This is a genomic window from Gallibacterium trehalosifermentans (assembly GCF_042433055.1).
GTDB classification, from domain to species: Bacteria; Pseudomonadota; Gammaproteobacteria; order Enterobacterales; family Pasteurellaceae; genus Gallibacterium; species Gallibacterium trehalosifermentans.
Window position 1 is genome coordinate 277605 of the sequence record NZ_JBHLWB010000001.1, and the last position, 22417, is coordinate 300021.

Annotated in this window: 19 protein-coding genes and 1 tRNA gene; 10 read left to right on the top strand and 10 right to left on the bottom strand. The window is 37.1% G+C overall.

Annotated features, from left to right (window positions below; translation table 11 throughout):
- Positions 1 to 4: 4 nt before the first annotated feature.
- The 3 genes from ACFFHK_RS01250 to ACFFHK_RS01260 are packed head-to-tail and all read left to right on the top strand — an operon-like array spanning position 5 to position 3516.
- A complete protein-coding gene (locus ACFFHK_RS01250; protein WP_382368097.1) occupies positions 5 to 775 on the top strand; it encodes a uroporphyrinogen-III synthase in 771 nt (256 codons plus the stop codon).
- A gap of 8 nt (positions 776 to 783) precedes the next feature.
- Positions 784 to 2232 carry a uroporphyrinogen-III C-methyltransferase gene (locus ACFFHK_RS01255; RefSeq protein ID WP_382368100.1) on the top strand — a complete coding sequence of 483 codons (1449 nt, stop codon included), beginning with the start codon at positions 784 to 786 and terminating at the stop codon, positions 2230 to 2232.
- Positions 2233 to 2247: 15 nt separating this feature from the next.
- Complete coding sequence (locus ACFFHK_RS01260) at positions 2248 to 3516, top strand: heme biosynthesis HemY N-terminal domain-containing protein (protein ID WP_382368103.1); 1269 nt, start codon at positions 2248 to 2250, stop codon at positions 3514 to 3516.
- Positions 3517 to 3583: 67 nt separating this feature from the next.
- Here the strand turns inward: ACFFHK_RS01260 and tsaB are convergent, their stop codons facing one another.
- Together tsaB and yoaA are read right to left on the bottom strand one after the other, a co-directional pair.
- Positions 3584 to 4297, bottom strand: a complete 714-nt coding sequence (tsaB, locus tag ACFFHK_RS01265; protein ID WP_382368106.1) for a tRNA (adenosine(37)-N6)-threonylcarbamoyltransferase complex dimerization subunit type 1 TsaB — start codon at positions 4295 to 4297, stop codon at positions 3584 to 3586.
- A complete protein-coding gene (yoaA, locus tag ACFFHK_RS01270) occupies positions 4294 to 6225 on the bottom strand; it encodes a DNA repair helicase YoaA (protein ID WP_382368109.1) in 1932 nt (643 codons plus the stop codon). The genes tsaB and yoaA overlap by 4 nt, the downstream gene beginning before the upstream one ends.
- 135 nt (positions 6226 to 6360) lie before the next feature.
- Here yoaA and ACFFHK_RS01275 point away from each other — a divergent pair, with 135 nt between their 5' ends.
- Complete coding sequence (locus ACFFHK_RS01275) at positions 6361 to 7188, top strand: D-hexose-6-phosphate mutarotase (RefSeq protein ID WP_382368112.1); 828 nt, start codon at positions 6361 to 6363, stop codon at positions 7186 to 7188.
- 76 nt (positions 7189 to 7264) lie between these two features.
- On the opposite strand, the gene ACFFHK_RS01280 is transcribed toward ACFFHK_RS01275, so the two are convergent.
- The 3 genes from ACFFHK_RS01280 to secG form a co-directional block, all read right to left on the bottom strand.
- The gene (locus ACFFHK_RS01280) at positions 7265 to 8620 is read right to left on the bottom strand and encodes a cytochrome-c peroxidase (protein ID WP_382368115.1); all 1356 of its coding nucleotides are present in this window, start codon (positions 8618 to 8620) and stop codon (positions 7265 to 7267) included.
- A 385-nt stretch (positions 8621 to 9005) separates the two neighbouring features.
- Positions 9006 to 9091 (bottom strand) — tRNA-Leu (locus ACFFHK_RS01285).
- A 7-nt stretch (positions 9092 to 9098) separates the two neighbouring features.
- Complete coding sequence (secG, locus tag ACFFHK_RS01290; RefSeq protein ID WP_382368118.1) at positions 9099 to 9455, bottom strand: preprotein translocase subunit SecG; 357 nt, start codon at positions 9453 to 9455, stop codon at positions 9099 to 9101.
- A gap of 246 nt (positions 9456 to 9701) precedes the next feature.
- Here secG and ACFFHK_RS01295 point away from each other — a divergent pair, with 246 nt between their 5' ends.
- Together ACFFHK_RS01295 and tyrA are read left to right on the top strand one after the other, a co-directional pair.
- Entirely contained in the window at positions 9702 to 10760 is a 1059-nt protein-coding gene (locus tag ACFFHK_RS01295; protein WP_382368121.1) for a 3-deoxy-7-phosphoheptulonate synthase, read from the top strand.
- Between the two features lie 19 nt (positions 10761 to 10779).
- A complete protein-coding gene (gene tyrA, locus ACFFHK_RS01300) occupies positions 10780 to 11907 on the top strand; it encodes a bifunctional chorismate mutase/prephenate dehydrogenase (protein WP_382368124.1) in 1128 nt (375 codons plus the stop codon).
- A 40-nt stretch (positions 11908 to 11947) separates the two neighbouring features.
- Here tyrA and ACFFHK_RS01305 read toward each other — a convergent pair whose 3' ends face one another.
- Positions 11948 to 12508 carry an NAD(P)H nitroreductase gene (locus tag ACFFHK_RS01305; protein ID WP_382368127.1) on the bottom strand — a complete coding sequence of 187 codons (561 nt, stop codon included), beginning with the start codon at positions 12506 to 12508 and terminating at the stop codon, positions 11948 to 11950.
- A 124-nt stretch (positions 12509 to 12632) separates the two neighbouring features.
- Between ACFFHK_RS01305 and sppA the strand changes: the two genes are divergently transcribed.
- From sppA to ACFFHK_RS01320, 3 genes are read left to right on the top strand one after another with little or no spacing between them, the layout of a single operon-like run.
- A complete protein-coding gene (gene sppA, locus ACFFHK_RS01310; RefSeq protein WP_382368131.1) occupies positions 12633 to 14489 on the top strand; it encodes a signal peptide peptidase SppA in 1857 nt (618 codons plus the stop codon).
- A gap of 10 nt (positions 14490 to 14499) precedes the next feature.
- Positions 14500 to 15540: an outer membrane-stress sensor serine endopeptidase DegS gene (degS, locus tag ACFFHK_RS01315; RefSeq protein ID WP_382368134.1), complete on the top strand. Its 1041-nt coding sequence runs from the start codon at positions 14500 to 14502 to the stop codon at positions 15538 to 15540.
- A gap of 10 nt (positions 15541 to 15550) precedes the next feature.
- Positions 15551 to 16900: an anti-phage deoxyguanosine triphosphatase gene (locus tag ACFFHK_RS01320; protein ID WP_382368928.1), complete on the top strand. Its 1350-nt coding sequence runs from the start codon at positions 15551 to 15553 to the stop codon at positions 16898 to 16900.
- Positions 16901 to 16948: 48 nt separating this feature from the next.
- On the opposite strand, the gene xthA is transcribed toward ACFFHK_RS01320, so the two are convergent.
- Both xthA and hldE read right to left on the bottom strand, forming a co-directional pair.
- Positions 16949 to 17752, bottom strand: a complete 804-nt coding sequence (gene xthA / locus ACFFHK_RS01325; RefSeq protein ID WP_382368137.1) for an exodeoxyribonuclease III — start codon at positions 17750 to 17752, stop codon at positions 16949 to 16951.
- A 14-nt stretch (positions 17753 to 17766) separates the two neighbouring features.
- On the bottom strand, positions 17767 to 19194 hold the full coding sequence (hldE, locus tag ACFFHK_RS01330; protein WP_382368140.1) for a bifunctional D-glycero-beta-D-manno-heptose-7-phosphate kinase/D-glycero-beta-D-manno-heptose 1-phosphate adenylyltransferase HldE: 1428 nt from the start codon (positions 19192 to 19194) through the stop codon (positions 17767 to 17769).
- A gap of 119 nt (positions 19195 to 19313) precedes the next feature.
- On the opposite strand from hldE, the gene lpxL reads away from it, so the two are divergent.
- Complete coding sequence (gene lpxL / locus ACFFHK_RS01335) at positions 19314 to 20243, top strand: LpxL/LpxP family Kdo(2)-lipid IV(A) lauroyl/palmitoleoyl acyltransferase (RefSeq protein WP_382368143.1); 930 nt, start codon at positions 19314 to 19316, stop codon at positions 20241 to 20243.
- 53 nt (positions 20244 to 20296) lie between these two features.
- On the opposite strand, the gene fbp is transcribed toward lpxL, so the two are convergent.
- Together fbp and cdd are read right to left on the bottom strand one after the other, a co-directional pair.
- Positions 20297 to 21301, bottom strand: coding sequence for a class 1 fructose-bisphosphatase (gene fbp / locus ACFFHK_RS01340; protein ID WP_382368146.1), 1005 nt, complete (start codon positions 21299 to 21301; stop codon positions 20297 to 20299).
- A gap of 120 nt (positions 21302 to 21421) precedes the next feature.
- Complete coding sequence (cdd, locus tag ACFFHK_RS01345) at positions 21422 to 22336, bottom strand: cytidine deaminase (protein ID WP_382368149.1); 915 nt, start codon at positions 22334 to 22336, stop codon at positions 21422 to 21424.
- Positions 22337 to 22417: the final 81 nt, after the last annotated feature.

A 22417-nucleotide genomic window follows, 5' to 3' on the forward strand; every position in this document is an offset into this window, starting at 1 on the left:
ATTCATGGGGATTTTAGTTACACGCCCAGAGGAGTCGGGTCAGGCGCTAACGGCAATGTTAAACCAAGAGGGAATTGCCGCTATTCATCTTCCTTTGTGTAAAATTACTAAGGGAGCGCAATTAGATCAATTTCCTAAAAAGCTGCAACAATTAAACCCATTTGATAAAGTAATTTGTGTTTCACAATATGCTGTGTACTATGCTCAACAGGTATTACAAAATACTGGTTTTACTTGGCGTTCAGATTTAGCCTATATGGCAGTTGGGCGTAAAACGGCAATGTTGCTTAGTGAAGCTACACAACAGCCAGTATCTTATCCTTTTTTGCATGAAAGTAGTGAGGGATTATTAAACTTACCGCTATTAAAAAATTGTCAAGATTATCAAATATTAATTTTGCGCGGACAATCAGGGAGAGAACTGTTATCGGAACAGTTAGCAAAACGTGGTGCAAAAATTGAACAGTTAGCGTGTTATCATCGTGATTGGCAAAAATTAGATAACGGGGAGTTAACGATTTTTTCTCGTGCAGGTATTGATACTATCATTGTAACAAGTGGCGAAATTTTGTGGTATTTACTGGATTTTATTCCTAAAAGTGAACATAATTGGCTATTAAATTGCAAGTTGTTGGTGGTGAGTAAGCGTATCGCGCAACTTGCTATGCAATCAGGTTGGCAAGAAGATAAGATTATTCTTACTGAAAAAGCAGATAATTTGAGTTTGTTGAAAACAATATTGTCTTTTTATCCTCATTTACGAGATAAATACTAGGAGTAGCAATGAAAAAACAACATAATGAAACTGATATTCAAAAACATACCGAGATAAGTGAAGAGGTTACTCCGAGTGTAGAGGATAGCGAGCGAACAGAAAAAGCGGTAGAGGTTCAATCCGACCCTCTAACTAATGCAGAGGAAATTGAGAAAAACGTGAAAGAGAGTGAAACTGTAAAAACAACAACAGTAGAAACAACAGTGGAGACATCATCAGCTCAACCTATGAAAAAATCCTCAACTGGCAAAGGCATTGCTCTGTTGGCGTTATTGGTGGCACTAGGCGTTGGTGGTGCAGGTTATTATCTAGGGCAACAACAATTTAGCCAATTACAACAAAAAATTACCACATTAGAAGAAAAGTTAAAAGCGGCAGACACCGTAACAGTAGAGAATACCAATAACACTGATGTTGATGCTGTAAAAGCTACGTTAGAAAATGTTACTACTGAGTTAGCGTCAACAAAAAATGTGCTTAGTACGTTAGAACAAAATAAAGGCATTACCGAACAACAGATTATTGCATTGCAATCACAGCTTAACAAAATTGTAACGGATAAAGCAGAAAGTCAACCAAATGAATGGTTGTTGTCAGAAGCGGATTTTTTATTAAGTAATGCACAGCGTAAATTACTCATTGATAATGATTTAAGTACCGCAATTTTACTTTTGAAAGATGCAGATGTTGTGTTGAATGATGTTTCTGATCCAAGAGCTATTAGTGTTAGAGCAGCAATCGCAAAAGATTTGAAGCGTTTAGCGGAGATAAATGATGTAGATCAGAATACAATCATGCAAAAATTATCACAATTAGCGAATTCTGTTGATGATTTAGATGTGTTAGATCTTTCTTCTGAGAGTGTTGTGGAAGAAAGTGATGAACTTTCTGACTCTATTAGTGATTGGCGTAGCAATGTGAAAAAGTCGGCAACTTCTTTTTTAAATCATTTTATTCGTATTCAACCAAGAGAACGAACAGAAAAAGCACTGTTAGCCCCAAATCAAGATATTTATTTACGTGAAAATATTCGCTTACGTTTGCAAATTGCTTTACTCGCCGTACCACGCCAACAAAACGAGCTATATAAAACTTCATTGGAAGCAGTAACTTCGTGGGTAAGAAGTTATTTTAATACGGATAGTGCTTCAGTACAGCGCTTCTTACAGCAGTTAGATGAGTTATCTGAACTTTCAATTTTTATTGATGTGCCGAGCGCTTTTGAAAGTTTAACGATCTTAGATGAAATGTTGCATAAACAATCGCATAAAATTGAAAAGATTGAAATGAAAGCAAATCCTCAAATTTTACAAGAGAATAAAGCGGAAGTGGAAACAAAAGAGACGGCGACGGTAGAACAAACAACAGAACCGCGCGAAGTAACTCAAACACCTGTAGAAAACCAACCAAATGCTATAGATGCAGCGAGTGCTAACCAACCAGAAAAAACAGAATAATAGGAGAAAAAGCTTATGTTTAGAGTATTATTCTTAGCGATTATCTTGTTGGTGGGTTTTATTGCTGGACCCTATATTTCAGGTAAACAGGGTTATGTGCGAATCTTAACTGATACTTATAGTATTGAAATGAGTATTACCATGCTTGTTGTATTCTTCGTGATTGCACTTGCTGTTATTTATGGCATTGAATGGTCAATTACTCGTTTTATGCGTTTGAGTAGTGGGACTTATAATTGGTTTTCAGTGCGTAAAAGACGCAAAGCTCAACAACAAATTTTACAAGGCTTTGTAAAAATGGACGAAGGGAATTATGCGAAAGCTGAAAAACTCATTGGTAAAAATGCAAAGCACTCTTCTGAGCCAATTCTTAATTTTGTTAAAGCAGCAGAAGCTGCGCAACAACGTGGTGATGAGTTTAGTGCGAATAAATATTTGATTGAAGCAACTGAACTAGCTGGATCTGACAATCTGATTGTAGAACTTGCGCGAACTCGTATTTTATTGCGTCAAAATAAATTACCAACGGCAAGAACATCTGTAGATAGTTTATTGGTATTAGCACCACAAAATATAGAAGTATTACGTTTGGCTGTTACCATCTATCTACGCTCTCATGCTTATACTGCGTTAGATAATTTATTACCACAAATTGCCAAAAGCGATCTTTACAATGACGATGAGTATCAAGCATTACAGCAACAAGTGTTAGATGGCTTGTTAGATGAAAAAATGAATGAAGAGGGCGTAGATGGATTGCTTCAATGGTGGGAAGAGCAACCTCGTTCTCGTCGCCAAGATAGTTATGCCGTGATTGGTATGGTACGTCGATTAATTGATAGTGATGATCATGATTCTGCCTATACCTTAATACTAGACTCGATGAAAAAAATAGGATCGCAGGATTTGTTGGCATTCCTTAATCAAGTTGCACGCTTACAAGTTAGTAATAGTGAGAAAGTGGTTAAATGGTTAGTTAAAACGAGCAAGAATAATATGTCTGCAGCAATTTCAACTGCCTTAGCGCGCGCTACAGGTTATTTATTGCTACGTTCTAACCAATTTGATAAGGCACGTGAAGCCTTTAGTAACGTATTAGCTTCTGAGGATAAATCTTGTATTGATATTCAAGATTACACTGTAGCAGCCTATCTAGCAGAAAAAGCAGATGATATAGCAGCAGCACAACAAATTCGCCAACAATGCTTAAAAGATACGATGAGAATTGAGGATAAATCAGCATTATCGGCAAGTGATTTACTAAGTTTAGAGAAAAATCAGTAGATTAACTAGAAAGAGTAAAAGTAAAGGGCTGTAGAAACAGCCCTTTTTGCTCAGAAAGAAACTCACTTTATTCTCTACCAGGTAATTTCTGCCATGTTACTTCATTACGCAAATAAATTGGTTCAATGTCTGTGGCTGAAAGTGCTTCATTTTTTACATAAGCGAGTTGAGCCAGCGGAAGCATATAACGTGCTGCTGGTAAAGTTACTTGTGATAACTTGCCTGGTATTTGTGCTAATACAGGATAAGCAGCCCAGCCAGTCCCTACTTTCAAATAATCATTGGTATTGTTTAATTGTGGAATTAATTTTTCGGGGGCAATAACTTGTTCTTCTAGTAGTTGTTGCCAAGCAGGGTATTCAATATTTTCTCGTTGGACTGGTTGATAGATTAATTGTGAAAAATAGATTTCATTCATTCTGGCATCAATCGCACTCAATACTGTGGTGGTTTGTTCAGTTTCGTATGCGGCTTGTGCCATAGCGGTTAAAGTGGAAACAGGATAGATTGGTAAATCGGCGCCTAATGCTAATCCTTGTGCCACTGATACGCCAACCCGCACACCAGTAAAACTACCAGGTCCTCTCCCTAAAACTAAACCATCAAGTTGCGTGAGTTGCAAACCAGATTGTTGTAACAGTTGGTCAACCATCGGCAATATCCGTTGCGTATGTGTTCGTTGAGCAATCTCTTCTAAATAGGTTACTTCATCTTGATAGAGTAAGGCGACAGAGCAGGCTTCCGTTGAAGTATCTAACGCTAATAGAGTCGGTTTTGTCATTGTTTATTCCTAATATGTTGTAAAAATTGAATAACGGTTGTTAAATCTCGTGTCCGTTTAGCTGGTGGTAAACTTTTCACAAAAAGTTCTCCATAAGGACGCATAACCATTCTTGCATCACAAATAATTACCGCTCCACGATCGTGAACATCGCGAATTAAACGTCCTACACCTTGTTTTAATGTAATAATCGTTTCAGGAAGTTGAATGTCATTAAAGGGATCGCCACCCTGCAGGCGACAGTCCTCTAAGCGTGCTTTGAGTAGTGGATCATCAGGTGATGCAAAAGGTAATTTATCAATAATGACCAGAGAGAGCGCATCACCTCGGACATCAATACCTTCCCAAAAACTTTGGGTTGCGACTAATACACTATGTTGATTTTGAATAAATTGTTGTAGTAACTGCGTTTTACTGGTTTCACCTTGCAATAAAATATTTAATTTGCTGTGTTGACGGAAATAGTCAGCAAAGCCTTTCATCATAAAATTAGAGGTACATAAAACAAAGCAGTTCCCTTGATTGGCTTCAATTACTGGTAATAACATTTGTCCTAATTGTACTAAGGTATCTTTATGATTGCTTGGCGGTAAATAACGGGGAATACAGAGTAACGCTTGTTCTGGATAGTTAAATGGGCTATGTAGAATTTTCTTTTTTGCCTCATGAATTCCTAAATTTGCTGCATAATGTGTAAAATTATCACCAGAATCTAACGTTGCGGAGGTAAAAATCCATGCAGCAGATTGTTTTTCTATTTGTTGTTGGAATTTATCGGCAATCGTTAATGGCGTGATATGTAAGCTAAATTGTTTGCCAAAAGTTTCATACCAATAGCAATAACCGACTTGTTGAGTTTGTTGCAAACGCGCAATGAGTTGCAGGAGATCTTGAATGCGTTCAATTAATTTATCTAAAGTATCTGAACGTTTTTCTCCCACTTTGGCAACATCTAATAATAAAGCAAGTTTATCGTATAAAATTTGAAACTCTTGCTGGACTTTTTCTTGTGAAAAAAGTTGGCGAAGATCGCCTTTTTGATTTTCTATACCCAAGGCTAACCGAAAATCTTGTACTACTTTTTGCACAATATCGGTCGCTTTGCCTAATTGACTCATATCTTTTAATTCTGTGCGATAAACTAGAGTCAAATCGCGACATAAATCAAATAGCTGGCGAGAACTTAATGTTTGCCCAAAATATTGGCACGCAATCGATGGTAATTGATGTGCTTCATCAAAGATAATCACTTTGGCGTTTGGAATGAGTTCACCAAAACCATTTTCTTTAATTGCCATATCGGCAAAAAAGAGATGATGATTAATCACGACAATATCGGCATCTAAAGCTTTTTTGCGTGCTTTTAGTACAAAACACGCTTCATAGAAAGGGCAATCTGCACCTAAGCAGCTTTCGGTAGTACTTACTACTTGAGGAATTAGCGCGCTATCTTCTGGTAAAGCGGTACATTCGCTTAAATCTCCCACTTTGGTCTGGTTACGCCACTTTTGAATAGCTTTAAAATCCTTGAGTAGGCTTTGATCGCCAATTAAACCACGATGATAAATTCTATCTAATCGATCTAGACAAAGATAATTTGCTCGTCCTTTGAGTAAGGCAATTTTGCCATTAAAGCCCATTGCTTTTTGGATAGTAGGTAAATCTCGTTGAAATAGTTGATCTTGTAAATTTTTTGAGCCAGTGGAAATAATGGTTTTTTGTGCACTTAATAAGGTAGGAATCAAATATGCAAAGGTTTTTCCTGTGCCTGTTCCTGCCTCAACAATTAATTGAGCTTGATTTTCAATCGTTTCTAATACGTCATTTGCCATTTCAATTTGTTCTGCACGAGGCTGAAATTGAGAAATAGATTGGCTTAATAATCCATCAGCGGAGAAGATTTTTTGTAATTGTAGTTGTTTTGACATTTTACAAGCTATTTTTTAAGAAAATTTTAACTATCTCAATAAAAGGGAGGATTTTAAGATTATAACTTTTTTTCAATGAGTAATCGATCTATCCTAGCCACAGATATTTTAATGTAATATTTGAGGTTAACGATAATGACTTTTTCACTTTTTAATAAAATGGAATTTGTTGAACAAATTCATTCTAATATTTCCCTGCAACGTTATAATGAAATTCCAATGATTGTGATTGAACACGAAATAGGACGAGCAATTATTTCTTTGCAAGGTGCCCAATTACTAAGTTGGCAGCCAAAATCTGCTTTGCAAGATTTATTATGGTTAAGTGAAGCTGAACCGTTTAAAACAGGTACTGCTATTCGTGGAGGAATACCAATTTGTTATCCATGGTTTGGCACGGCGAAACAGCCTGCTCACGGTTTTGCGCGGACCAGCCAATGGGTGTTAAGTGATTGGCAAGTGAGTGAACATGAAGTGAAATTAATTTTTGGCTTATATTCAGAAAATAATATTGCGATAGCGCGTGTTAGAATGATTTTTGCTGAAGATTGTCGAGTAAAATTTACACAATTAGAGAATAGTGAGGCACAGGCGGCATTACATACTTATTTTAATGTTGGCGATATAGCTCAAACGACGATTTTTGGCTTGCCAAAACAGTGTATAGATAAAGTGGCAAATCAAGTTATAGAAGTATCATCGCCACTGACCATTAATAAACAAACTGATTATGTTTATTCAGGTGAAAATCGTATTAATCATATTGAAGATAGAGTGAATAAACGCTTTATTGAAGTAGAGCATAATAATGCAAGTAATGTCGTCGTTTGGAATCCTTGGACAGCAACAACGAGTGCGATGACTACTGAGGGGCATAAAACTATGCTTTGTGTTGAAACTGCAAGGGTTGATGAAACCTTAAAACAAGGTGAATCATTAGAAGTAAGAATTATTCAACAATAGTTTCTTATCAACATAACAATATCTGACCCGCTATTTATACGTACTATTGATTTAAATAATGCAGGTCAGATTTAGATTATTGTAATTTCTTGGTTAAAGGTTTTCCCCTGACTTCACCTGTTAATGCTTGTAAAAAGGCAACCAAATCATCAATTTGCTCTTCAGGTAACGTTTTGCCTAATTGGTATTTTAAAACGATTCTAACGGCTTCATGTAAATCATTGGTTCTTGCATCGTGAAAATAAGGTGCTGTTAACGCAATATTGCGTAGGGTTGGCACTTTAAAACGATATTTATCAATCTCTTGTTTTGTTTGATTATATCGCCCCAAATCGGCAGCTGTTTCAGGTGTGTTGCGATCTTGAAGATAATTTGTATAAATTCCCATGACTTCAAAAGAATTGCCGCCCATATTGATACCGCTATGACAAGTATCACAACGGTATTGTTGAAATAATTGGTAGCCACGTTGTTGTTGCGCATTGAGAGCAGTGGCATCGCCTTTTAAATAGCGATCAAAAGGGCTATTTGGTGTGATTAAACGTTTTTCAAATTCAGCTATCGCATCTGTCATATTGGCTTGTGTTAACTCAGGATAAACTTGTAAGAATAGATCAAGAAATTGCGGATCTTGTGCAAATTTCTGTTCAATTTCTTGCCAGTTATGATACCCCATTTCAATCGGATTAATTGGTGGCTGGGCGGCTTGTTCAGCCAATGTTTTTGCACGGCCGTCCCAAAATTGCCAAGTATTAAAAACAGCGTTATACACAGTGGGTGCATTGATAACACCTTTTTGACCATTGATTCCATTGGAGGTTGCTAATCCATCTACACCTCCATTATCCAATAGATGACAACTAAAGCAACTAATAGAATTATCCAAAGATAACCGTTTATCAGTAAACAACATGCCACCAATCATTACTTTGCGAAAATCAATAGGTAACATGGTTGGAATAGGTTGAATAAAGGTTTGTGGATCTGTGTTAGGCAGTTTTTGCTGATGTTGTTGGTTCGTCCATTGTTGTAACAGCTCAATTTCTGCTTGATTTAATTGGTAAGGTAAATTTTTATGTACATTCTCATCTTGCTGTTGATGTACTAAAAAATATTGTAGCTTTGCTATATCGGCAAGCGTAATTTTCTCAGGCTGCATCAGATAGTCTGTAATTTGCTGGGTGAGAAAACTTTTGCGACCTATTTCGATATGACGTTGCATTATAGGATCATTATTCTGGCTGTTATTTGCGACAGAATGACAGTCAATGCAATGTTTATTTGTAAAAATATTAGTCATTTCTAATGAGGTAAGTTGATATTGAATAGCGGATAAATTGTACGCTGCAATATTTAGTTTATCTGCGACGCTTATTGTTGAGAAAGAGTAAAATAGTGTTGTGATTAAGAAAGTATTTTTAAAGATTTGCATAATATAGATACAACAGAATAACGTATGGAAGTATTAGAAAAAATTTCGCATAAAAGTACAATAATGGAAAAGAGGTAATTCGATAAAAAGAGAACAGTAGTTTGATCTGAGTCAGAGAGTATAGATAAGTTTCCATCTGCTTAGATACCTAAGAATGATTAAAAGAGCAGGGAAAGAGTGAAAAGATAAATAATTTTAAACATAAAAAAGACTATATTTTATTTATGGTCTTTTATAAAGCATGATTACATTGGTGGTTACAACAAAATGCAGTTTAAAGCGGAATAATACGGAGTGTTACGGAGAATAAATAGCGATAAGCTCTTGATAGTACAGGCATTAAAAAAGCCTTTCGGGTAATTACGAAAGGCTTTGAAAAGTTAGTTGGTGCTCTGGGCGAGACTTGAACTCGCACGTCCTACAGACACTACCCCCTCAAGATAGCGTGTCTACCAATTCCACCACCAGAGCGAAATTCTTATTTTGGAATATCTTGATTTTGTTCTTGGATTAAAGGTAATTCAGTTGCAGGTTTAACCGCATTTTCTTTTTGTACTTCTTGAGCAACACCAGAAAGATCGTCAAAAGTTCCTTTTGGTTTTGCTGTGTGAGCAGTTAAATTACCTAATAATAAACTAATTGCGAAAAAAATAATGGCTAAAATAGTTGTAGTGCGCGTTAAAAAATTTCCTGCACCACCTGCACCAAATACTGTTCCTGATGCACCAGCACCAAATGATGCGCCCATATCAGCACCCTTACCCTGTTGGATAAGAATAAAACCGATTAAAGCAATCGCAATAAGTGGATAAATAATTAAAAGAACTTGATACATTGTTAATCACACGTTTAAGTAAAACTTTAATTTAGCAACCAGTGCTAAAAGCAACGGCGTGCATATTATAAGATTAGCTAACATTGTGCAAGCGTATTTTATATAAGCTTTGCTTAATTGATAAAAAAATGAGCGATAGAATGGAAAGCGTAAAAAGTTACAAAATTTGGGGTTGTATCTAGGAATAAAAGAGTGTAATTTTATCGTTACATTTTATGTATATAAAAATTTACAAGGTGTTTTAAAATGAGAAAAGATAGTATCCATAATGTTCATATTATTGATGAAAAGGTATTAATCACGCCAGACGAGTTAAAAGCTAAATTGCCGTTAGAAAATCCACTTAGACAAAATATCGAGCAATATCGCCAAGAAATTGCGGATATTATACATCGTCGTGATAAACGCTTATTAGTGGTATGCGGACCTTGTTCAATCCATGATATACCAGCTGCGCTAGAATATGCACAAAAACTAAAAGTGTTAGCAGATGAAGTCAAAGATCAGCTATATATTGTGATGCGGGTTTATTTTGAAAAGCCAAGAACTACTGTTGGTTGGAAAGGGTTAATTAATGATCCGAATTTAGATGGCACATTTGATGTAGAGAAAGGTTTACACTTAGCAAGAAAGTTATTGCTGGATTTAGGGGAAATGGGATTACCTTTAGCAACGGAAGCTTTAGATCCTATCACACCACAATACTTAGCTGATTTATTTAGCTGGTCGGCGATTGGCGCAAGAACCACCGAATCACAAACACATCGTGAATTAGCGTCTGGTCTATCAATGGCAGTTGGATTTAAAAATGGAACTGACGGTAGTTTAGCCACGGCAATTAATGCATTAAAGGCAGCCTCACAAGCACACAGCTTTATTGGGATTAATCAACAAGGACAAGTAAATTTATTGCACACAGGTGGTAATCCTGACGGGCATATTATTTTACGTGGTGGAAAAACACCAAACTATCAAGCAGACTTTATTAAACAAAGTGAGCAAGAACTAGAAAAAGCAGGTTTAGAGCAGTCTATTATGGTGGATTGTAGCCATGGTAACTCTAATAAAGATTATCGCCGTCAACCGATTGTGGCTGAAGATGTTTTGCAACAAATTGTTGCGGGTAATCGCTCTATTACTGGAATTATGTTAGAAAGTCATCTCAATGCGGGCAATCAAAGTGCGGAACAAGCAAAAGAAAATATGCAATATGGTGTTTCTATTACTGATGCGTGCATTGACTGGCAGACAACAGAAACATTATTGCGTAAAATACACGCTACTTTGGTTCAGTTAGAGCGATAGATTATTTTGGAGAGAACTCGTGGAAGTATTGCAGGCATTACGCACACAAATAGATGAAACGGATCAAGCATTATTAGCGTTATTGGCGAAACGATTACAGTTAGTAGCTGAGGTTGGTAAAGTAAAGCACCAACACGGTTTGCCAATTTATGTGCCAGAGCGGGAAGCAACCATGTTAGCGGCTCGCCGACAAGAGGCAGAAAAAATGGGGATCTCTCCAGATTTGATTGAGGAAGTATTACGTCGCATAATGCGAGAATCCTACCATAGCGAAAATCAATATGGTTTTAAAACAGTGAACCCAAATATCAAAAAAATTGTTGTTGTCGGCGGGAGAGGTAAATTAGGCGGATTATTTGCTCGTTATTTAGCCAACTCGGGTTATTCAATTACGATTTTAGATCAAGATGATTGGGATAATGCGGCTCAAATTTTAACTGGGGCAGATGTTGTTTTAATTTCTGTACCAATTACAGTAACAGAACGGGTTATTGATCAATTAACACCTTATTTGCAACCAACAATGTTATTAGCAGATTTAACCTCAGTAAAATCAATGCCCGTAGCGAAAATGTTGGCAGTACATCAAGGTGCTGTGGTGGGATTACACCCAATGTTTGGACCAGATATTGCGAGTATGGCAAAACAAGTCGTAGCCGTATGCGAAGGGCGATTCCCAGAGCGTTATCAATGGTTACTCGATCAATTTGCGATTTGGGGTGCAAAATTATATCAAGTTACGCCACAAGAACACGATCACAGTATGACCTATATTCAAGCATTACGACATTTTTCTACGTTTGCCAATGGTCTGCATTTATCGCAACAACCTGTGCAATTAAAAAATCTATTAGCCTTATCTTCGCCAATTTATCGCCTAGAATTAGCGATGATTGGGCGTTTATTTGCTCAAGACCCTGCATTATATGCGGATATTATTATGGATAAACCTGAAAATTTGGCAGTTATTAAAACCTTACAGGCGAGTTACCAACAGGCATTACAGTTCTTTGAGAATGGCGATAAGCAGGGTTTTATCGAGGCATTCCAGCAAGTTCATCAGTGGTTTGGCGATTATTCAGAACAATTTATGCAAGAAAGCCGACAATTATTGCAACAAGCGTATGATTTAAGGAAGCACGACTAGATTACGATGTCGGATACTGTGAAGTATCCGACATTTGTCATTAAAGGTAACTGACAAAATTCTCTTTATTTTTATTATATTCTTTATTTGGACGAGTGGCGTTATCTTGTGCTGTACCAACCATCACTAAAGCAACGATTTTATCATGTTCACGACAGTCAAAAGCCTGACGTAAAGCGGAACCATCAATCCAAGGACCTGTTACCCAAACATTGGCATAACCTAACGCATTAGCAGCAAGTTGTAAGGCATAAGTTGCACAACCAGCGCTTAGCATTTGTTCCCAAGCAGGTACTTTTTTTATCTCTTTGTTAATCTCTGCAATGACAGCAATAAACATCGGGGCGCGTTGTGGGAAACCAGCCGCTTTGGCTAGACGTTCTTCACCTAAATCAAATTCAACAACAGCTTCTTTTAATAATTCACCTAGTGTTTGTAATCCATCATTTTCAATAACAACAAAGCGATAAGGCGTTAATTTACCATGATCGGGCACACGTTTTGTTGCTTGAAAAAGTATATCTAATTCTTGTGCGCTTGGTGCTGGGGCGATTAAGTTTTTATTTGAGTGGCGATTTAATAATAAATCTAGGGCGTCCATAGTCTTTCTCCTGTATTTAAAAGCGCTTCATTGTAGCATATCCAAATGAAAAAGATCGTTTATTGAGAACCGTTTTATGGTATTTTATCGAACAATAAATGGTTGAAATAGGAAGTAGAGTAAAGTGTTAGCAGTAATACGTTTTCTGTGGCGAGCATTAAATTTTTGTCGCCGTGTTTTCATGAATATTGTGTTTTTATTTGTGGCTGGAATTTTATTATTAGGGATCAGTTTGGTTGTCCATGATAAAAATAATCAACCTATCCCACAAGGTGCATTGCGCCTAAATCTTACAGGATTTTTAGCGGATAACCGAGATGAAAACAGTGAATTAAAGGCATTATTAAATAATTTACAACAACAAACCATGCCAGAAAAAATTTCTACGTTTGATGTGATTTATACCATTGTACAAGCAAGAGATGATCAGCGAATTAAAGGGATTATATTAGATCTTAATGATTTTGAGGGAGGCGATTTACCCTCATTAACGATGGTTGGTAATGCGTTAAAGCAATTCAAAGAAAGTGGTAAACCTGTGATTGCGATTGCAGATAATTATTCACAAAATCAATATATTTTAGCTAGTTATGCAGATCAGATTTATTTACATACGCAAGGGCAAGTTGAACTGAATGGGCTGTCAGGGAAACATTTTTACTATAAATCTATGTTAGATAAAATTGAAGCAACACCACATATTTTTCGTGTTGGTACATACAAATCTGCAGTTGAGCCTTTATTACGTAATGATATGTCAGAAGAAGCTCGGCAAAATGCAACGCAATGGTTGAATGCAATGTGGGCGAATATTCAAACAGCGGTAAGTGAAAATCGACATATCAGTAAAGAAAAACTTTTTCCAACCACCGCGCAATTTATCCAACAACTACGCCAATTAAAAGGGGATTTCACAACATATGCCACACAAAATCAATTAGTAACGGCAGTGGTAGGGCATTATGCGTTAGAAGAAAAATTAAAAGAGTTGTTTGGGGTAGATCAAGAAAATCATTACCAACATATTGATTTTTCTGATTATTTAAATACGCTCCCAGATTATGAAAATAAACATGCAACGCAAAATAATATTGCCGTAGTGCGTGTTGAGGGGGCAATTATTGATGGTGAAACGCAAGAAGAGGGTGTCGGTGGGGATACCGTTGCTCGTTTGTTGCGTCAAGCCGCTGAAGATTCTAGCGTGAAAGCTGTGGTGTTACGCGTGAATAGTCCTGGTGGCAGTGCGGCTGCGTCAGAAATTATTCGTGAAGAAGTTGAACATTTACAGCAAATTGGCAAACCTGTTGTGGTATCCATGGGCGGTATGGCTGCTTCTGGTGGCTATTGGATTTCAAGCACAGCTGATTATATTGTGGCGGATAAAAATACCATTACAGGTTCGATAGGTATTTTTGCTGCATTTGTTACGTTAGAAAAGAGCTTACAAAAATTAGGTATTCATAGTGATGGCGTAGAAACCTCTCCTTTGGCGAATCTGTCAATGCTGACAGCGTTAAGTAAAGAATATAGTGATGTTTTACAATTATCGATTGAGCATGGCTATGATCAATTTTTAAGTTTAGTGGCGAAAGGGCGTAAATTAGATAAAGCGACAGTAGATAAGATTGCTCAAGGTCGAGTATGGCTTGGTGAAGAAGCCTTAGCACATCACTTAGTTGATCAGTTGGGTGATCTTGATACAGCAATGGAAATCGCTAGCCAAAAGATGCTAGCTAAAGATCCAAATTTGGAAGAAAAAGAGATTGGCTATCTTTGGTTAACGGATCAAGAAAATGGTGGATTATTATCTTTATTAGCAAAAAAACAGGTAAAAGCAGTAACAAATTCAGTATTGCAAACATTAGGTATAGCGGATTTAGCGCCAGTACGCCAATTCCGCCAACAGTTAGGTTTATTAACGCAATTTACTGATCCTCGTGGACAATATTTATATTGTTTAAACTGCCAATCTATTTATTAAGGCATTAGTGATGATAAAAAAAATATTGCAGTCAATTATTATTGGTTTGGCAGCAGCAATGCTTATTGTATTAGTGTTATCAAGCACTGGTCAGAATCATTTCTTGGCTAAATTTTTTACGCCACAAGTTGCTTCGTATAGTGATGCTGTGCGTATTGCTGCTCCTGCCGTTGTGAATGTTTATACTCGCTCATTACAAGAAGCGAATATGAATGACTTTAACGTGAATAATTTAGGTTCAGGTGTCATTATGCGAAGTGATGGCTATATTCTGACCAATAAGCATGTTATTCAAAATGCAGATCAGATTATTGTCGCTTTGCAAAATGGCAATATTTACCAAGCAAATATTATTGGCAGTGATTGGGTAACTGATTTAGCTGTGTTAAAAATTAATGCGACTAATTTACCGACAGTTCCACAAAATCCGAAACGTAATGTGAATGTTGGCGATGTTGCGCTCGCAATAGGTAATCCTTATAACTTGGGACAAAGCGTATCTCAAGGGATTATTAGTGCGATTGGACGTAATACGATTAGTGAATTTAAACAACAAAATTTTATCCAAACAGATGCTTCAATTAATCAAGGAAATTCAGGTGGTGCATTAATAAACTCGTTGGGTGAGTTGATTGGAATTAATACCTTGAGTATCGGACGAGCAGATAATGAAGTGGTCGCAGAGGGGCTTGGATTTGCGATTCCCATTAAACTTGCTAATGAAATCATGCACAAAATTATTAAAGATGGGCGAGTGATACGGGGTTATTTTGGCGTAGAAAGCCGCTTATTCACGAGTGGACCGATAGAGAATAACTCACAGAAAGGAATATTAGTAACAAATTTAGATAAAAATGGACCAGCAGCACGAGCAGGGATTCAAGTGGGAGATGTGATAGTAAAATTTGGTGATACTGTTGTTACAACGCCTGTACAAATGGTGAATATGGTAGCAGAAATGAAACCAGGAACATTGATTACAGTGCAAATTTTAAGACACAATAAACTCTATAATTTCCCAGTAGAAATGGGAGAATACCCAATTTATTGATGGAGGTATGATGATGTTTCAATTAGCCAATTATTGGACAGAACGGCAAAAAACTGACCCTGTACGAGAACACGATCATCGATCACCATCGCAACGAGATAGAGGGAGAATTTTACATTCTGCTGCATTTCGTTGTTTACAAGCCAAGAAACAAATTCACTCGATTGGTGAGAATGATTTTTATCGTACTCGCTTGACTCATTCGCTAGAAGTGGCACAGATTGGCAGTAGTTTAACAGCACAATTACGTTTAGATTCTGCATTTGAGCATTTACAGCAACAAACGCAACAATCATTAGACACGTTAAAGTCATCATTATTCCAGCTATTACCCAAAAACAGCTTAATTGAAACATTATGTTTAGCACATGATATTGGACACCCACCATTTGGGCATGGTGGAGAAGTGGCATTAAATTATATGATGAGCGATTGTGGTGGTTTTGAGGGAAATGGGCATTCCTTTCGAATTTTGACTAAATTAGAGCCTTATACGCAACATTGGGGAATGAATTTAACTCGCCGCACGTTGCTTGGTATTATGAAGTATCCAGTGATATTGGATTTAGCTTCACCACAATACCAACAGCTTAATTTACCTCGTAGTGAAGATCCCCGTTATATCAAAATGGAAAATTGGCGACCAGGAAAAGGCATTTTTCGCGATGATCTCACTGCATTTGAATGGGTATTAACACCACTCACCCCACAAGATCGAGCTTTATTTACTGCATTACCAGAACGAACTAACCCCGAAGAAACACTTAAAAGTCGATATAAATCATTGGATTGCAGTATTATGGAACTTGCTGATGATATTGCTTATGCAGTACATGATTTTGAAGATGCGATTGTTGTTGGCTTGGTTCATCGAGATCAATGGCAAACAACCTTAGAAAAATTACTTTCCTGTCAAGTAGAGTGGATAAGTGAAAATATTGAAGGGCTAACAGAAGCCTTATTTTCAGATCAACATTATCTACGAAAAAATGCGATTGGATCATTGGTGAACTATTTTATTACACATATTAGATGGCGTGAGAATACTCAATTTACTGAACCTTTATTACGTTATAACGCTGAATTACCGCCAGAAACTGTAGCAGTTTTGAATATTTTCAAGCAGTTTGTGAGCAAATATGTGATTAAAGATGTTAAAACTCAACGCGTGGAATACCAAGGTCAACGCATTTTGATAGAAATGTTCCAAATGTTTATGACTGATCCAACACGATTATTACCACCGAATACTGTAAAACGTTGGCAAACTGCCGAACCACAGCAACAGAAACGGGTTATTTGTGATTATATTGCAGGAATGTCAGATGCTTATGCGTTGAAGTTATACCAACAGTTATAATGCTTCCCTTTTTTGCTTAAATAAAGGGAAGTCAATAAACAATAATTTTTACTCAAACTCCGCCCAAATAGGTGCGTGATCAGACGGTTTTTCCATTGCGCGAATGTCTAAAGCAATGCCTGCCGAGGTACAACGCTGCGCTAATGCTTGATTGGCGAGAATTAAATCAATACGTAAGCCTCGATTATCATCAAAGCCTTTAGAACGATAATCAAACCATGAAAATTGATCATTAACTGTTGGATATAAAGCACGGAATGTATCGACTAATCCATATTGAAACAGTTTTTCTAACCATTCACGTTCTTCAGGTAAGAATGAACATTTGCCAGTGCGTAACCAACGTTTACGATTTTCCTCACCAATACCAATATCTAAATCTGTTGGGCTAATATTCATATCACCCATCACAATAATTGGGTTATCTGGATTGTGTTCGGTTAATAAATAATGGTGTAAATCTTGATAGAATTTTGCTTTAGCAGGGAATTTTGTTTCATGTTCACGATTTTCACCTTGTGGGAAATAGCCATTAATCACAGTTAGTTGACCAAATGGTGTGTCTAAATCAGCCATAATGATACGGCGTTGTGCATCAGCTTCATCAGTTGGAAAGCCTTTGCGTACTGCAAGGGGCGCTTGTTTTGTTAGTAATGCTACACCGTAATGGCTTTTTTGTCCGTGGTAGAAAACGTGGTAGCCCAAGTCAGCGACAAGGTCGTGTGGAAATGCTTCATCTGCGACTTTAATTTCTTGTAAGCCAAGGACATCGGGTTGATATTGTGCAATAAGTTGATGTAATTGATGTGGTCTTGCTCGCAACCCATTAATATTAAAAGAAATAAATTTCATACTGCTCCAGAAGATTACTCTAAATTTTGAATTTTATTGATCATATTGCTGGTGGAGTAACCATTTTCAAAATTAAGCACTTTTACCTCTCCACCATTTGCCCAAACTTCTTTGCTGCCAGCGATCTCTTCTGGTTGATAATCACCACCTTTGACTAACAGATCAGGAAGGATTTCAGCAATTAAACGTTGTGGTGTTTCTTCTTCAAAGGCGACTAACCAATCAACAGAAGCTAAACCAGCAAGTACTGACATTCTTGTTGTTAAATCGTTAATCGGTCGTTGCTCACCTTTTAAACGTTTTACTGATGCATCGGAGTTTACTGCTACAATTAAGCGATCACCGAGTTTACGAGCATTAGCTAAATAAGAAACGTGTCCTGGGTGCAAAATATCAAAACAGCCATTGGTCATCACAATTTTTTCACCACGTGCTTTCGCTTTAGCAACAACTTGCTTTAATTCTGCTTCGGTCATAATACCAAAACCATTTTCGCTGCGGTGATGAATCGCATTTTCCAATTCTACTGCAGAGACCGTTGAAGTACCGAGTTTTCCTACCACAATACCTGCTGCAACATTGGCTAAATAACAAGCCTCTTCTAAACTACGACCATCTGCAACCGCAGTAGCTAATACACTAATTACGGTATCGCCAGCACCAGTAACATCAAATACCTCTTGGGCTTGGGTTGGTAAGTGATACGCTGGCTGATTTGGACGAATCAGGGTCATACCTTTTTCTGAACGTGTAACGAGAAGCGCATCAAGTTCAATTTGTTTAATTAAGTCTAAGCCTTTGGCAACAATTTCTTCTTCGCTATGACATACGCCAACAACCGTTTCAAATTCAGACATATTTGGCGTTAATAGTGTGGCACCACGGTAGCGTTCAAAGTCAGTGCCTTTGGGATCGATTAAGACGGGTACGTTTGCTTTGCGGGCAATTTGAATCATTTGCTGTACATTATTTAATGTCCCTTTGCCGTAATCAGAAAGTACTAATGCACCGTACTGTGCGATATGTTGCGTGAGTTTTTGCAATAACGCACTGGCATCAACATGGTGAAAGTTTTCTTCAAAATCTAAACGAAGTAATTGTTGATGACGAGACAGAATACGTAATTTTGTAATCGTTGGGTGAGTAGATAAGGCAACAAAATCACATTCAATTTTATCTTTCGCTAAGAGATGTTGTAGCGCTTGTCCTGTTTCATCTTGTCCAATCATACCTAATAATTTAGTCGGTACATTGAGGCTAGCAATATTCATTGCCACGTTTGCCGCACCACCAGCACGTTCTTCATTTTGTTGCACTTTGACAACGGGAACGGGAGCTTCTGGTGAAATACGATTTGTTGCACCAAACCAGTAACGGTCAAGCATTACATCGCCCAATACTAATACTTTCGCTTGGGTAAATTGGGTTGAATATTGATTCATACAGTTTCTCCATGAATAATTTGCGCTAGATTTTACCATACAACCTTTAAGATTAATGCTATTTATCCTGCTTTCCGTTAAAATAATGACCTTTGTTTGTGATTTAACTGCTATAAATTATGAAAAATAAACAATTACCAACATTTCAACTACAATTTTTATTACCTAAATATTGGCTACTGTGGGTTGGCGTTTTACTGTTCCGCATCATTTTATTATTACCATATAGCTGGCTAGTAAAACTTGGTAAAGGATTAGGGCAGTTGTTTGCAAAGTTTAAATTTGGACAACGCCGTTTAGCGATTGCCCGCCGTAATATTGAACTCTGTTTTCCACAATTAACAGAACAAGAAAAAGAAGAACTACTACAAAAAAATATTGAATCAATCGGCATGGCAATTATTGAAACAGGTATGGCGTGGTTTTGGTCAGATCGACGGATTAAAAAATGGTCGAAGGTTGAGGGATTGGAATATTTACAAAATAATTCGCAAAAAGGGATTATTTTAATTGGTATCCATTTTTTAACCTTAGAACTTGGCGCAAGAATTATTGGTATTCACCGTCAAGGGATTGGGGTTTATCGCCCAAATGATAATCTTTTGTTTGATTGGATTCAGACGAAAGGACGACTACGTTCAAATAAGGATATGTTGGATCGTTATAATTTACGAGGCATGATAAAAGCGCTTCGCCAAAGTGAGATGATTTGGTATGCGCCAGATCATGATTATGGGCGCAAAAGTGCAGTCTTTGTGCCATTTTTTGCGGTACCTGATGCTGCAACTACCACAGGAACAGCTTTTTTAACTCGTAATAGCCCAGATAGTTTAGTGATTCCATTTGCGCCATTACGCCATCAAGATCATTCTGGTTATACACTTTCGATCTCTGCGCCGATAGATCTTAGTGATTGTGAGAGTGATGAGCAGATTGCAATACGAGTAAACCAAGCGATTGAACAAGAGATTAATAAAGATCCATCACTTTATATGTGGCTACATCGACGCTTTAAAACACGCCCAGAAGGGGAAGAAAATCTTTATTAACAATAGAAAATCGCCCACTGTAATGGGCGATTTTTTTTATTGAGAATGATCTTTTATTCTTTAAATTCCCGCATAAAGGCGCCTGCTTTTTCTACCATATTTTTTGAACCAATAAATAATGGTGTACGTTGATGTAAAGTAGTTGGTTGAATATCTAAAATACGTTGGTAACCATCAGTTGCTATACCTCCTGCTTGTTCGGCTAAGAATGCCATAGGATTTCCTTCATATAATAGACGAAGTTTGCCATTAGGGTAACGAGTTGTGGTTGGATAAATATAAATACCACCTTTTAGCATATTGCGGTGGAAGTCGGAAACTAACGATCCAATATAGCGTGAGGTATAAGGACGTTTGGTTGCATCATCTTCTTCTTGGCAATATTTAATGTATTTTTTTACCCCTTGTGGGAATTTGAGATAATGTCCCTCATTAATTGAATAACAAGACCCCTCCTGTGGGATTTTGATATTTTCATGCGATAGTAAAAAGACACCAAGTGATGGATCATAGGTAAAACCATTGACACCATTTCCAGTGGTATAAACTAACATTGTAGAAGAGCCATAAACGATATAACCAGCGGCAACTTGTTGATTACCAGGTTGTAAGAAATCTTCCATCGTAACGGGTTGCCCAATAGGTGAAACACGTCGATAAATGGAGAAAATTGTGCCAACAGCGACATTTACGTCAATGTTAGAGGAGCCGTCCAGTGGATCAGTTAAAATAATATATTTTGCATTGCGCCCACGCTCTGTATTGAAAGCAATAAAATTCTCTTCTTCTTCTGACCCAAAACCAGCAACCTCATCACGAGAAATTAATGCAGCTTTCATCTTTTCGTGAGCAAACGCATCTAATTTCATCTGTGCTTCACCTTGTACATTTTCAATGCCAGAATTACCGATAATATCGTTACTTAAACCAGCTTTGTTAATATCACGGTGAATAATTTTTGCGACAAGACGGATAGAGGAAAGAATACCACTAAGCTCGCCTTTTGCATTAGGATACTCTGCTTGTTTTTCGACAATAAATTGACCTAGAGTTTTCATAATAAACCTTGTTTATACAGTGAGAAATCACGCTTAAAAAGATAACATTTTTAGCTGTTTCTGATAAAAATTTTGCCAGATAAAATAAAAAAATGAGAGTATGATCACAAAAATTATTTATTAATTTGCATTACTTGCAACATAATACCGTAGCTCAACTGTTGGATTAATGGCTTGTAATAGTTGTTCTGCATTTGTTTTTTGTTGCATTTGAGCAGCAGCTTCTACCATAGCGACTTTAACAATGTCTTGCTCTTGATAGCCAGAAAGACGCACAACATTTAAGGCAACTTGTAAAGCAGGTAAACTTGGGTTAAACGCCGCATTTTCTGCATAACGTCCAGTTAAGATCGTTTCATCTTTTAGCAGTATGGCGACGCCACAATAGCTTTGACTATACGGGGCATGGGAGCGATTCGCAGCAAGTAAAGCGTGTTGTGCCAAAGCATCACTAGTATCAATTTGCAAATGATTGTTATGTGGGTCAAACAAACATTCACGAATATTGAGATCTTTTGGACCAAATGAGTCAGGAAGATATTGTTGTAAACGATTATTTTGTGAATGTGGTAAATGAATAAAGAGATGTTCAGCACTATTTAACTCGTTCATAAATTGGCGACAATGTCCACAAGGCGTATAGTTGACAGTTACTGCACTAATTGATGATTCATTATTTATCCACGCATGAGATATTGCGCTTTGTTCGGCATGAATAGTTTGTTGCATGGCGACTTGACAAAACTCTTGGTTTGCACCGAAATAGAAAGCTCCGCTTATTCCGTGAGCAATCGCACCGACATTGAATTGTGAAATCGGGGTAGTGGCATAACAAGCTGCAATAGGTAAAAGCTGTAACGCTAATTGGTTTGCAGTGAGATGAAAAGTATGACAAAGAGATGTAACTTGTTGTGCTGATAATTTACCTGCAAAATGTTGCTGTACTAAGTATTGATATAAAGTAGTGGCAAGCTCTTGATTTTCCCATTGCGCTAATTCAGTTTGAATTGCTTTAATTAGTTTGTGCGCAGCCATAAATAGTACTCCTGATAATTTAAACCGCATAATATCGGATAATGTTTGATATAAACATTATCAAAGTTATGTACTTTATTA